Source organism: Peptacetobacter sp. AB800 (assembly GCF_047807365.1).
GTDB lineage: Bacteria > Bacillota > Clostridia > Peptostreptococcales > Peptostreptococcaceae > Peptacetobacter.
This window is the reverse complement of sequence record NZ_JBLOUI010000056.1, coordinates 1-12,793: the sequence shown is the minus strand read 5'-3', so window position 1 is coordinate 12,793 and position 12,793 is coordinate 1. Positions and strand designations below refer to the sequence as shown.

The 12,793-nt window shown below is 32.1% G+C and carries 13 protein-coding genes; 10 read left to right on the top strand and 3 right to left on the bottom strand.

The features are described from left to right. The 7 genes from ACK2WN_RS11270 to ACK2WN_RS11240 form a co-directional block, all read left to right on the top strand. Positions 1-556: zinc ribbon domain-containing protein (locus ACK2WN_RS11270; protein WP_416155625.1), on the top strand; the 556-nt coding region annotated here is incomplete at its 5' end. 271 nt (positions 557-827) lie between these two features. Further along, positions 828-1,343: an aldo/keto reductase gene (locus ACK2WN_RS11265; RefSeq protein WP_416155624.1), complete on the top strand. Its 516-nt coding sequence runs from the start codon at positions 828-830 to the stop codon at positions 1,341-1,343. 222 nt (positions 1,344-1,565) lie between these two features. Beyond that, a complete protein-coding gene (gene guaA / locus ACK2WN_RS11260) occupies positions 1,566-2,858 on the top strand; it encodes a glutamine-hydrolyzing GMP synthase (RefSeq protein WP_416155623.1) in 1,293 nt (430 codons plus the stop codon). Between the two features lie 153 nt (positions 2,859-3,011). After that, positions 3,012-3,299: a hypothetical protein gene (locus ACK2WN_RS11255; RefSeq protein WP_416155622.1), complete on the top strand. Its 288-nt coding sequence runs from the start codon at positions 3,012-3,014 to the stop codon at positions 3,297-3,299. A 15-nt stretch (positions 3,300-3,314) separates the two neighbouring features. Beyond that, entirely contained in the window at positions 3,315-4,208 is an 894-nt protein-coding gene (locus tag ACK2WN_RS11250) for a DMT family transporter (protein WP_416155621.1), read from the top strand. 118 nt (positions 4,209-4,326) lie between these two features. After that, positions 4,327-4,845, top strand: a complete 519-nt coding sequence (locus tag ACK2WN_RS11245; protein WP_416155620.1) for a GNAT family N-acetyltransferase — start codon at positions 4,327-4,329, stop codon at positions 4,843-4,845. A 72-nt stretch (positions 4,846-4,917) separates the two neighbouring features. Further along, positions 4,918-5,631: an AAA family ATPase gene (locus ACK2WN_RS11240; protein WP_416155619.1), complete on the top strand. Its 714-nt coding sequence runs from the start codon at positions 4,918-4,920 to the stop codon at positions 5,629-5,631. Positions 5,632-5,732: 101 nt separating this feature from the next. On the opposite strand, the gene ACK2WN_RS11235 is transcribed toward ACK2WN_RS11240, so the two are convergent. Both ACK2WN_RS11235 and ACK2WN_RS11230 read right to left on the bottom strand, forming a co-directional pair. After that, positions 5,733-6,413: a fructose-6-phosphate aldolase gene (locus tag ACK2WN_RS11235; RefSeq protein WP_416155618.1), complete on the bottom strand. Its 681-nt coding sequence runs from the start codon at positions 6,411-6,413 to the stop codon at positions 5,733-5,735. A 78-nt stretch (positions 6,414-6,491) separates the two neighbouring features. Further along, positions 6,492-8,903, bottom strand: a complete 2,412-nt coding sequence (locus tag ACK2WN_RS11230) for a glycyl radical protein (RefSeq protein ID WP_416155617.1) — start codon at positions 8,901-8,903, stop codon at positions 6,492-6,494. 226 nt (positions 8,904-9,129) lie between these two features. Here ACK2WN_RS11230 and ACK2WN_RS11225 point away from each other — a divergent pair, with 226 nt between their 5' ends. Continuing rightward, complete coding sequence (locus ACK2WN_RS11225; RefSeq protein WP_416155616.1) at positions 9,130-10,026, top strand: glycyl-radical enzyme activating protein; 897 nt, start codon at positions 9,130-9,132, stop codon at positions 10,024-10,026. 50 nt (positions 10,027-10,076) lie between these two features. Here the strand turns inward: ACK2WN_RS11225 and ACK2WN_RS11220 are convergent, their stop codons facing one another. Continuing rightward, on the bottom strand, positions 10,077-10,829 hold the full coding sequence (locus ACK2WN_RS11220) for a DeoR/GlpR family DNA-binding transcription regulator (RefSeq protein ID WP_416155615.1): 753 nt from the start codon (positions 10,827-10,829) through the stop codon (positions 10,077-10,079). A gap of 200 nt (positions 10,830-11,029) precedes the next feature. Here ACK2WN_RS11220 and ACK2WN_RS11215 point away from each other — a divergent pair, with 200 nt between their 5' ends. Both ACK2WN_RS11215 and ACK2WN_RS11210 read left to right on the top strand, forming a co-directional pair. Beyond that, a complete protein-coding gene (locus ACK2WN_RS11215) occupies positions 11,030-11,584 on the top strand; it encodes an NADPH-dependent FMN reductase (protein ID WP_416155614.1) in 555 nt (184 codons plus the stop codon). Between the two features lie 70 nt (positions 11,585-11,654). Continuing rightward, entirely contained in the window at positions 11,655-12,629 is a 975-nt protein-coding gene (locus tag ACK2WN_RS11210; RefSeq protein ID WP_416155613.1) for a P1 family peptidase, read from the top strand. Positions 12,630-12,793 lie beyond the last annotated feature (164 nt).

The window sequence follows — 12,793 nt, the reverse complement described above, 5'->3', positions numbered from 1 at the left end:
TAATCGAAACAGATTTTTCGCACTTAGAAGAAAATACCTCGAAGAAGGTAACACTAAAAAAGCAGACAATATACTTAAAAATAATTTAGGAAAGAAAAAATACAGAAAAAACAAAAATAAACACGATGAAAAAGTTAAATCTTACATCAATAAAAATATCAATGAATTTATAAAGTCAGAAAAGCCTAAGGAAGTTGTAATGGAAAATTTAGATTTCGTAAATTGGGATGACAGATATCCAAAATCTGTAAAAAGAAAATTATCGAGATGGATTAAAGGATACATAAGAGATAGACTTGAATACAAATTCAAATTAAATAGTATTGAATTTACATACATAAATCCAGCGTATACAAGCCAAATTTGTAGCAAATGTGGAAGATTTGGTGTAAGAGATGGAGATTTGTTCACATGTGATAATTGCGGAGAAATTCATGCAGATATAAATGCAAGTAATAATATTTTAGAGAGAAAGTATGATAAAGAAATAAAGATGTTTACAAGTTATAAGAAAGTTAAGGAAATACTAGAAAGTAGAATTGCTGATATAAAGTAAATAATATTTAATAAAATTTATATTAATTAAGAAAAAAAAATAGATTAAAAGTATATTTTATTTAATCACAAATATATTTTGTATTTATCCAACTGTTGATAAATAGAGGGTATGTTTTATCGGTGACGGGGGTTAGATAAAATGCTTTAAATAAATAAAAAATACGGTTGTGGGATAATCGAGATAGAAATTTTATCAAGATAACTGGCTCAACCAAGACTTAAAACTATCAAAAGATAGAATAAGAGCGAAATATCTAAAATGAGTACATTTGTATATATTTTTAGAACCAGGTTCATTGGCTAAATTACCTGAAGATGTTACAAAAATATTTAAAGACTACAATGTTGAAGCAACATTAGCTTCTTGGGCATTGCGTTATGTTGGAACATTACCTGGTGTAAAGGTGATTTTAAGTGGTATGTCTACACTTGCTCAAGTGGAAGATAATCTAAAAACATTTAATAATTATAAAAATTTATCTAAAGAAGAATTGACTATTGTAAATAAAGTTGCAGATACTTTACATTCACGTACAAAAAATGGTTGTACAGGATGTGAATATTGTATGCCCTGTCCATTTGGTGTAAATATCCCAGCAAATTTCAAATATTGGAACAATGCTTCTATTTATGATGATAAAGATGGCTTTAAGGCGCAATATTCAAAGATGTCTGATGATGCAAAAGCAAGCCATTGTAAAGAATGTGGTGCTTGTGAAAAGATGTGTCCACAACAATTATTAATTAGAGAAGATTTAAAGAGAGTTGCTAAATATTTTGAGTAAATTGTCAGGTGGAAATAAGATAAAAATTGAACTTTAAACAATTTAGACAATAAAAAGTGTGCTAAATACCGAATAAAATTTGGTGTATAGCACACTTTTTTTCGTGAAATTTTATAATTTTATCGTAAGAAATGCATATTTTTATTGTATGTCGCCAAAAAATGAGATACAATCTAATTATAAAATTATATTAGATTAATAAGAAAAGGATGATGTTAAGCTATGAAACAAGATATGATTGCAATTCTAGACCTTGGTAGTACAAAAAACACAAACTTAGCTAGAGCTATACGTGATTTAGGTGTATACAGTGAAATATACCCTCACGATATAACTGCTGAGGAAATAAAAGAATTAAAAAATTTAAAAGGTATTGTTCTATTTGGAGGGGAAAATAGAATAGTAGAGGGAGAAGCAGTAGAAATCAATGAAGAATTATACACATTAGGATTCCCAATGATTTCAATAGACCACCCAACTTCAAAATGTGAAACAAAATTCGATGAAATGCCAGATGAAGAAACTTTAAAAGCATTTGTTTTCGATACTTGTAAAGCAGAAGCTAACTGGAATGTTAAAAACTTTATAGAAGACCAGGTAGAATTAATAAGAAACCAGGTTGGAGATAAAAAAGTATTACTTGCTTTATCAGGTGGTGTTGACAGTTCTGTTGTTGCAGCACTTTTAATAAAAGCAATAGGAAAACAGTTAGTATGTGTTCACGTTAACCACGGTTTAATGCGTAAAGGTGAATCTGAAAGTGTTGTTGAAATATTTAAAAACCAGATGGATGCGAACCTTATCTATGTAGATGCAGAAGAAAGATTCTTAGGAAAATTAGAAGGTGTAGCAGATCCTGAAGAAAAGAGAAAAATAATAGGAGCAGAATTCATAAGAGTATTTGAAGAAGAAGCTCGTAAATTAGAAGGAATAGACTTCCTAGCACAGGGAACTATATACCCTGATATAGTAGAAAGTGGAACAAAAACAGCTAAAGTAGTTAAATCTCACCACAACGTTGGTGGACTACCAGAAGATTTAGGATTCGAATTAGTTGAACCACTATACTACTTATTCAAAGATGAAGTTCGTGCTTGTGGTGTAGAATTAGGACTACCTCATGATATGGTATACAGACAGCCATTCCCAGGACCAGGTCTTGGTGTTAGATGCCTTGGAGCTATAACAAAAGACAGATTAGAAGCTGTTCGTGAATCAGATGCAATACTTAGAGAAGAATTTGCAAATGCTGGATTAGACAAAACTGTATGGCAGTACTTCACAGCTGTTCCTGATTTTAAATCAGTTGGTGTAAGAGACAACGCAAGAAGCTTCGAATACCCAGTAATAATCCGTGCCGTAAACACTGTAGACGCTATGACAGCTACAATAGAGCACATAGATTGGGCTGTATTAGACAAGATAACTAATAGAATACTTAAAGAAGTTAAAAACGTTAACCGTGTTTGCTACGATTTAAGTCCAAAACCAAGTGCAACAATAGAATGGGAATAAGATTAATATAAGAATTATAGAGATGTCGCAGGTTTTCCTGTGTACATCTCTTTTTTTATAAGAAATTAAATTAAAATAAAGAAGAGATGAATTAGGAAAATTCTGCTACATATCTATAATTATTAAAGAGAGAATTAGTAAGGAGAATGTAAGATGGATGACATAAAATTTAAGAAAGAAATATTAAATCAGATAAGAAGATATCTCAAGGGAGAAATTACAAAAGAAGAATACTATGATATAGCAGAGCCTTTTTATAGTAAGTATGCTAATTGCTGTAATGATGAGATATTTAAAAGAAAATTTTTTGATACTGTTGCAGATGCATGTATTATTTATATTGATGAGCCGGGTTTGACACCTGAAATAAAAGAAAAAGAATTTTATAAAGAATTGGATTATGTATATAAAGAACTAAAAAAATTAAAACAAAAAAATTAATAGGAGGGAGATAGTTTGAAACAGATTTTGTATTTAATGCCGATAATTTCTGGGGCAATGTGGGGTTCTGCTGGAATTTTTGTTAGGAAACTTACAGAGCTAGGAATGAATAGTTATACAGTTGTGTCGGTTAGGGTAGTTCTTGCAGTGCTTATACTTGCAGTATGGTTAGGAATTTACGATAAGGATTTATTAAAGATAAAGTTAAAGGATTTATGGATTTTTGTAGCAGGTGGAGTAGTTGGAATGTTTGGGCTTAATATTTGCTATAATTTTGCGATAAGTGAGTTGTCATTGTCGCTAGCAGCAGTTCTCTTGAGCCTTTCACCTGTGTTTGTCCTTTTTATGGCGGCGATATTATTTAAGGAAAAAATTACATCAAAGAAAGTAATCTGCATGACAATTGCAATAGCTGGATGTGTGCTTGCTAGTGGAGTGCTAGAATCTGCATCTACTATGAGATGGTCTGTAAAAGGGATAATAGTTGGAACAATAGGGGCATTTTTCTATGGACTTTATGGAATTATAAGTAAAACTGCAATGGAAAGAGGATATCACGCATTTACAACTACATTTTATTGTCTATTTATGGTTATGCTAGTTGTAATTCCGCTTACAAATTGGAAATTGGTAACTGATGTTGTTGTAGCAAACCCTGTGAAAATGAGTGTGTTTTTAGTGATACATTCACTTTGTACATCGGTACTTCCATACATTCTATATACTTTCTCAATTAGATATATAGATGCGGGAATGGCTTCAATTTTGGCATCTGGAGAACCAGTTGCAGCAATGATTTTTGGAGTTATCTTCTTTTCAGAAATTCCTACAGTTTTATCAGTTGTAGGGATTATGCTAGTAATCGTGGCATTAGCGTTGTTGAGTATGCCAGATAAAAAACATAGTTAAGTTAACAAAATGTCGGTAAAATAAAAAATTATCGGTATTAATGTCGGTTTAAATATCAGTATAATAAAAAATCAATCTAAATCTCAAAAAATATAGTTTAAATATTGGAGGGAAAGTTATGATAAGAAAAGCAGTTGAGTCAGATATAAATGCAATAGCAGATACATACAATGATCTTTTAACTTATGAGGAAAAACATGGAAGCAATTCAAATTGGAAATTAGGAGTATACCCAAATATCAAAGTTCCACAGGAAAAGATTTCTACAGGAACTATGTATGTGCTTGAAGAAGAGGGAGAAATCTGTGCGAGTATGATTTTAAATCATTTTCAAGCTGAGGAATATGGAGAAATTGATTGGATTTATCCAGGAGAAGGCGAGGAAATTCTTGTTATTCACACACTTTGTATACCACCACAGAAAGCAGGTAGGGGATATGGTCAGAAGATGGTCGATTATGCAAAAGAATTTGCCAGAGAATTAGGATGCAAGGCTATTAGGATAGATACCTATGCACACAATGAGCCAGCAAAGAGCCTTTACAAGAAAAATGGATTTAGAATTGCTGGGTATTATGAAAGTCTATTAGAAGGATTGATAAAAGAGGAATTAGCATTTTTAGAGTATAAGATATAAATCATGTTTTGAAGAATAAAATAAATAGAAATAATAAGTATTAAAAAATACAAATAGATTGGAGGAGAAGATATGAATAATCAATTTATCAGAGGAATTAAATTCGAATGGGGAAATATACCAGAATATAGCTATCTTAGAAAAATTGAAGCTTTAAAAGACGTTGAAAGTCTCGAATTTTCAAATCCAATCACATTCTTTGTAGGAGAAAATGGTACAGGGAAATCAACTCTGCTTGAAGCAATAGCTGTTTCTCATGGATTTAATCCTGAAGGAGGAACGAAGAATTACTCATTTTCTACCCATGACACTCATTCAGAATTATGTGATGCGATAAGGATTGTAAAAGGATTTAGAAAAGAAAAATACGGATATTTTCTAAGAGCAGAGAGCTTTTACAATGTTGCAACAATGGAAGAAGAATATGCAGACGATTTACATCCTTCTGCAAAATATCACGAAAGATCTCATGGAGAAAGTTTCCTAGCATTGGCTCAAAATAGCCTTAGACCAAATGGATTATACATATTTGACGAACCTGAGGCAGCATTATCGCCACAAAGACAGTTGACATTGTTGATGGAAATACACAAATATGCAAAAGAAGGAGCACAATTCATAATAGTAACTCACTCGCCGATACTACTCGGAATACCTGATGCTGAAATATACAACTTTGATGACGGAAAAATACACAAATGTACCTACGAAGAAACAGAAAGCTACAAAATAACGGAAATGTTTATAAACAACAGAGAAATACTACTAAAAAACTTACTAGACTAAAAATTATATAATATTTTAATACTTACTTAGCTTTCAGCTGTGTAGTGATTTGTGAAATTATAAAAATTAAGGCCATTGCAAAATTGCAACAGCCTATACTTTTATAATTCACAAATACCTACATTTTCTCCATACATTGCATACCAATCTTTATTGAAGTCATCTACTGCTTTTTCAATATTAGGATTTGCAAATATCTGTTTTAATACTGCAACTGGAGCAGTTATAGCATGTGCCCCAAAGTTGAATGAATCTCTAACCTGCTGAACACCTTTGAATGATGCAGCAACTATCTTAGTATTGTATCCGTCAACAGCTATTCTATCAGATAAATTGCTTATTAAATCCATTGGATCTGCACCAAGGTTTCCTATTCTATTAACATAAGGTGCTATATAATCAGCTTCAGCAGCTAAAGCCATATATGCCTGCATTAAATCGTAAACTGCAGTAGCCGTAACCTTTACACCTTCTGCTTTTAAAACTTTTATAGCTTTTATACCTTCATAAGAAACAGGAACTTTTATATATACCTGGTCATCTATTTCTTTTAGTATTCTATGAGCTTCAGCCACCATTTCGTCGCTATTTTTTGAAATTACCTGAACGTGAAGGCTTCTCTCCATACCGATTATTTCTCTTATTTTTCTCATATGTTCAAAGAAGTTTTCTGGATTTGTCTGCTTTACTATAGATGGGTTGCTAGTTACACCAACTATTGGCATATGTTCAACTGCATCCTTGATTTCTTCTAAATTAACTGTATCTACTATAAATTCCATTTTATTATATCCCCCTAAAGCTATAATAGCTTTTTAAAAAATTTTATCTTATTTTATATTATCATAATTTAAACTAAATTATAATGTTTGTTCTGTTCTTCCAATTATATCGTCCTGTGTTGCTTTTGATAATACATTGAAGAATGCACTGTATCCGGCAACTCTAACTATTAAATCTCTGTGTTTTTCTGGGTGTTTTTGAGCATCTATAAGAGTATCTCTTGAAACAACATTGTACTGAACATGGTATCCATCTAATCTATTGAAGAATGTTTTGATTAACATTTCTAGTTTTTCTTTATTTTCCTCTTTTGATAATAACTGAGGAGTTACTTTCTGATTTAATAGCACACCACCAGTTATTTCGTGAGTTGGTAATTTTGAAACTGATTTGAATACCGCTGTTGGTCCTTTTTTATCCATTGAATGAGCAGGAGAGCATCCTTCTGCAAGAGGAGTTCTCGCATTTCTACCATCAGGAGTTGCCATAGTTGAGAATCCCTGACCTACATTTGCTGATATAGAAGATGTACCAGCGTATCTTATTCCACCTATTGGACCTCTACCATGTCTTGTATTTGGATATTTCTTCATTTCATCTATGTACACGTTGTAAACATCAACTACTAGCTGATCCACGTAGTCGTTGTCATTTCCGTATTTAGGTGCATCATTTATTAACATCTGCTGTATTTTTTTATTTTCTTCAGTTGTGAAGTCATCTAATAATGCATTCCATAACTGTTCTGGAGTTATTTTGTTTTCATCGAATACAAGTTTTTTAATAGCTGCTAAACTATCTGCCATGTTTGCTATACCAACCTGTAATCCAGATATGAAGTCGTATATTGCTCCACCTTCTTTAAGAGTTTTACCTCTACCTATACAATCCTGAGTTAATGCTGAGCAAAGTATGTCTGGAACATCTCTTTCAAGAGCTAAGTCTATAGTATTTTCAACGATAACACTCATTCTAGTTAAGTATCTCATAGCTTTTTCTATAGCCTGTTCTAATTCTTCATAAGATTTCATATCCTTGAAGTATCCACTTCCTTCAAAGAATTTCTTTCCACTTGTCATATCGACACCGTCATTCATTACCATAAGAAGTATTCTAGGGAAGTTCATGTAAGACATTCCTGTACATCTGTATCCCCATTTTCCTGGAACTGCAGTTTCAACACATCCTATTGCAGAGTAGTTGTATGCGTCCTCTTCTTTAACTCCTTTTTCTATAAATGAAGGTATTATAACTTCATCAGAGTTAAATGCTGGCATACCAGTTCCTAATTTCATAACTTCAACAGCCTCATCTAAGAAAGCTTTTGGTATATTTCTGTGGTATCTAACTGTTAGGTTAGGCTGAGGTAGTCTAGTCTGTGCAACAGATTTTAATACTAAGAATGATAATTCATTAGTTGCATCTTTTTTATCTACAGTCTGTCCACCTATTGTAACGTTCTGATACATTGGGCTTCCTGCACTACTAAATGTATGAGACTGACTACGAACTTTATTTATAGTTAAAGTTTTTATCCATAAATTATCTAATAGTTCAACAACTTCATCATCAGTTATTAATCCTAAATCTTTATCGTGTTTGTAGTATGGGTATAAATACTGATCAAATCTTCCGTAAGATAAAGAGTGTCCGTTAGATTCTATCTGTAATATTAACTGTATGAACCAAGTAGACTGTATTGCTTCTCTAAATGTTTCTGCTGGTTCATAAGGAACTTTTGCACATATACGAGATATTTCAAGAAGTTCTTCTTTTCTCTGACCTTCAGCTTTTTCTGCCATTTCTGCAGCTAATTTGCTAAAACGTTCAGCATAAGTTTTAACAGCATCTATTACTATTAAAACTGCTCTATAGAAGTGGTATTTATCTATATTTTCTGCAATGCATAAATCTAATTCATCTTTTAATTTTAAAACTCTTTTTTCGTATCCTACTAATCCCTGTTTTAAAACTGTTTCGTAGTCAACAGCTAGGTGAGCATCACCAGAGTTTAATTTACCTTCCATTCCAAAGAATCCAGTTTCCATATATACGCTAACTTCTTCTGGAAGCATTGCTCCACCTTTGCTTCTTAAGTTGTTGTTTTCCCAGAAAGATGCGATGCTTCTTAAATCTTCTTTTGTTTCTTCAGTTATATAGAAAACATCTCCATCACGTTTTTCGAATAAATCAAGCTCATTAAGTACGAACTCTAGTGTATATTCTGGGAATATAGGGGCATTTCTGTTAGCAGATGCCTGGTTCCCTACTATTAAAGTTTCGTCTTCTATGTATATAGACATTTTTTCTAATATATTTTTTAACATCATAGCACGTTTTATTACTACGGGCTGATTACGATTTTCTTTATATGATTCTGTAGCTAATAATGCACGTTCTGCACATATATAAGGTTTCTTATTTAATACATTTTCTCTAAATTCGTTCATTCTAGGTGTTAAATCACCGAAATGTTCAACATTTTTCATAAAATTTCCTCCTTTTAGTTTCATCCGTAACTATTTAGTATTTCATTCTATAATCAAAGTATACCACGTCTTGCAAAAAAGATAAATAAAAACTTCAAATAAAAGTTTAAAAAGTTTCAAATGAAACTTTAATATTTACTTTTACTAGAGTAAATGATATTATTTTAAATGTAATAAAAGATAAATTTTGGAAATAATATAGATTAATATATAAGGAGATGATTTTTTGGAAAAGGGAATTACGTTTAATATTCAGAAGTTTAGTATACACGATGGGCCAGGGATAAGAACTACAGTATTCTTTAAAGGATGTCCGCTTAGATGCGAGTGGTGTTCAAATCCCGAATCTCAGATAAAAAATGTTCAGATTTTACACGATCAGAGTAAATGTTCTCATTGCTTATCTTGTGTGGCAGCATGTCCAAATAGAGCGATAACTTATGAAGATAATAAGATAATTATAAATGAAGATAAATGCGTGGGATGTTTAACTTGTGTAAATTCATGTCCTAATAGAGCATTATCTTATGAAGGTGATTACCAGACAATAGAGGAAATTGTAGATATATGTATGCAGGATATAGATTTCTATGAAGAATCTGGCGGAGGAGTTACAATCTCTGGTGGAGAAGGTATGAGCCAGCCTGACTTTTTAAAGAAACTTATAGCAGAATTAAAGAAAAATTCGGTTCATGTTGCGATTGAAACTACAGGATATGTAAAGAAGGAAACTTTTGAAGAATTGGCTAGAGAGTTAGACTTGCTTCTATTTGATGTTAAGCACTACGACAGAGAAAAACACTACAACGGAACAAAGGTGTACAATGATTTAATAGTGGAAAACTTAAAATGGGCGATAGATAATGGAATAGAAGTACTTCCTAGAATTCCAGTTATCCCAGATTTTAACGACTCATTAGAGGATGCAGAAGGACTTGCTGAATTATTAGTAGAGGTCGGAGCTAAAAAAGTGCAGCTACTTCCATTCCACCAGTTTGGCGAAAAAAAATACGAACTGCTAAATAGAAACTACAAATACAAAAACAAAAAAGCCCTTTATCCAGAAGACCTAGAAGAATATCAGAAAATCTTCTTAGACAAAGGACTAAATTGCTTTTTCTAAAAAGTAGTAGTAAATAAAATTAGGACAAGAGTGGTTACACTCTTGTCCTTTTAATTTTCTGTTTTTATTACTTTTATATTATTTTCAACTAAATATTCTTCAGCATCTTCGGGAATGTTTGAATCTGTGTATACATAAGATACTTTTTTAGTATCAAGTAGACTTACAACACCTTTTTGTTGGAATTTTACAGAGTCTGTAACAATTATTACATTGCTAGCCTGTTTAGCCATATCTTTTACAGCTTCACTTCTCATATAGTCGTTTCCTGTAAATCCTGTTTCCTTTGTAAAACCATCAGTTCCTACAAATAGCTTATCTACAAAAAATCCCTCAGCACATTTTCTAGTGATAGGGCCCACCATAACCTGAGATTCTTCTTGATACTCGCCACCTAATAGTATAATTCTAACATTTCCTGTTTTTCTAATATAATCGGCGATAAAAGCAGAATTTGTTATAAGAGTTACGTCTTTTTTTGTTTTAGCAATCTCTAATGCAACTAGAGCACAGCAAGATCCAGACTCAATCATAACTGTTTCTCCGTCTTCTATACTTTCTACAGCTTTTTCTGCTATTTTTTGTTTAATATCGTAATGGTATGCCAATCTATTATTAATATCATCGCTTTCGTTTAATTTTGCATATCCATGCTCTCTAACTATTATTCCACTGTCTTCAAGAGCAGATAAATCTTTACGAATAGTTACTTGAGAAACATTTAAAACATCAGAAAGCTCAGTTACTTTTAGTTTTTTATTCTGTGTAAGCAAATCTAATATTTGCGATTGTCTTTTATTCATAATTTCACCTCTTTTTTAGATTATCATAGATAAGTTTCATTAGCAATACAAAAAAGTTTCAAATGATAAAAAAATAAGAGATAAACGTAAAAGATTGTTTTTTATTTCCTTTGTATTATAATTAAAGTAATGGAAAAGCTACATTAATTCCTAGTGTATAATACAAAAAATTTTATTTGCAAGGAAATGGAGGTTTTATCATGAAAAAAATATTATTTGTTGTAGGATCTATGAGAAAAGAGTCTTTTAATAGACAGCGGGCTAATATTATAGCAGAAGAACTCAAAGGAAAAGCAGAGGTATCATTCCTTTCATATGGAGATATTCCGTTTATGAATCAGGATATAGAATTCCCAACACCAGAACAAATTCTTCGTGTTCGTTCAGAAGTTGAAGGTGCAGATGGACTATGGATATTTACACCAGAGTACAATTCTAGTTATCCTGGAGTTTTAAAAAATCTACTAGACTGGATTTCAAGACCACATAAACCAAATGACTATGCAAATGGTTCATCAGTTACAGGCAAAAAGGTTGCTATAAGTGGGGTTGCGGGAAAGAGTGCGGCTGCTGGAAGTAGAGGAAAGTTAAAAGATTTATTAGAAATCATGGGAATGAAGGTAATGGAAACTCAGGTAGGAGTTACAATAAATCCTGAAGCTTGGGCAAATAATGAACTAACTCTTTCTGATGATAAGAAAGAAGAATTAAAAAAACAGGCAGAAGAATTCTTAAAATTTTTAGATGAAGAATAATAAATTATATAAATTAAAATACTAGATAAAAAGACGATAAATGTAAAACTAATAAAGAGGAGTTGGAAGGATGGAAAGTTTAATAAAAGAAATTTCAATCAAAGAAATTGACGGCGTGTCTATAGGAAATGCACAAAATGATGAAGCAAAAACCGGTGTAAGTGTAATATACTTTAAAAATGGAGCACAGGCAGGTTGTGATATAAGTGGAGGAGGACCTGCTTCAAGAGAAACTCCTTTAACAAGTAGTATGACCGCTGATAATCCACTAAATGCTGTAGTATTATCAGGAGGAAGTGCATTTGGACTTGCTGCTTCAGATGGTGTAATGCGTTGTCTTGAAGAAAAAGGAATAGGATTTGATACAGGATTTGCAAAAGTTCCACTTGTTTGTCAATCTTGTATATATGATTTAGCATATGGTCGTGCAGATATTAGACCTGACTCAGCTATGGGATACGAAGCTTGCATGAAAGCATTAGAAGAATGTGATGATTCTATGGGAAATATTGGTGCAGGAACTGGAGCTACTGTTGGAAAAGTACTAGGACTAAAACAAGCTACAAAAGCAGGACTTGGAATACATGCAATTCAGGTTGGAGAATTAAAAATAGCAGCAATAGTGGCGGTGAATGCAGTTGGAGATATATTTGACTCATCAAATGCACAAAAAATTGCAGGACTTATGGATCCTGAAAGAAAGGTATTTTTAGATTCAGAGGAAGTACTTGTTAGAATGGTTACTACACCTCCAAATTTAGATAAGACAAATACTACAATAGGTTGTGTTGTATGTAATGCAAAATTTGACAAGGCTAAGCTTAATAAAATAGCTTCAATGACTAGAAATGCCTATGCTAGATGTATAAATCCAGTGGGAACTATGGCAGATGGAGATAGTATCTATGCTTGTAGTATTGGAGAAGTTGTAAGCGATGTAAATGTTGTCGGTAGTTTAGCAGCGAAGGTTATGGAAAAAGCTATAAAGAAAGCTGTTGAAAGCGCTAAAATAGACGACGAAGAATATCTAAAAAATTGTCTATAAAATAAATGAAATATAACTAAAAGATCTCGTGAAATCGAGGTCTTTTTTGGAGAGCTTGAATTTATAATCTAAGTGCAACAAAAAAAAGAACTCATATCATTTTCTTGGTATAATATTCATGCCAACAAAAATTAAAACCAAGGAGAAAATGATATGAGTCTATA

Bases quoted from the DNA above. Each gene is read 5' to 3' on its own strand.
- guaA (WP_416155623.1), top strand. From the start codon at position 1,566: ATGAAACAAGATATGATTGCAATTCTAGACCTTGGTAGTACAAAAAAC.
- ACK2WN_RS11255 (WP_416155622.1), top strand. From the start codon at position 3,012: ATGGATGACATAAAATTTAAGAAAGAAATATTAAATCAGATAAGAAGA.
- ACK2WN_RS11245 (WP_416155620.1), top strand. From the start codon at position 4,327: ATGATAAGAAAAGCAGTTGAGTCAGATATAAATGCAATAGCAGATACA.
- ACK2WN_RS11240 (WP_416155619.1), top strand. From the start codon at position 4,918: ATGAATAATCAATTTATCAGAGGAATTAAATTCGAATGGGGAAATATA.
- ACK2WN_RS11235 (WP_416155618.1), bottom strand. From the start codon at position 6,413: ATGGAATTTATAGTAGATACAGTTAATTTAGAAGAAATCAAGGATGCA.
- ACK2WN_RS11230 (WP_416155617.1), bottom strand. From the start codon at position 8,903: ATGAAAAATGTTGAACATTTCGGTGATTTAACACCTAGAATGAACGAA.
- ACK2WN_RS11220 (WP_416155615.1), bottom strand. From the start codon at position 10,829: ATGAATAAAAGACAATCGCAAATATTAGATTTGCTTACACAGAATAAA.
- ACK2WN_RS11215 (WP_416155614.1), top strand. From the start codon at position 11,030: ATGAAAAAAATATTATTTGTTGTAGGATCTATGAGAAAAGAGTCTTTT.
- ACK2WN_RS11210 (WP_416155613.1), top strand. From the start codon at position 11,655: ATGGAAAGTTTAATAAAAGAAATTTCAATCAAAGAAATTGACGGCGTG.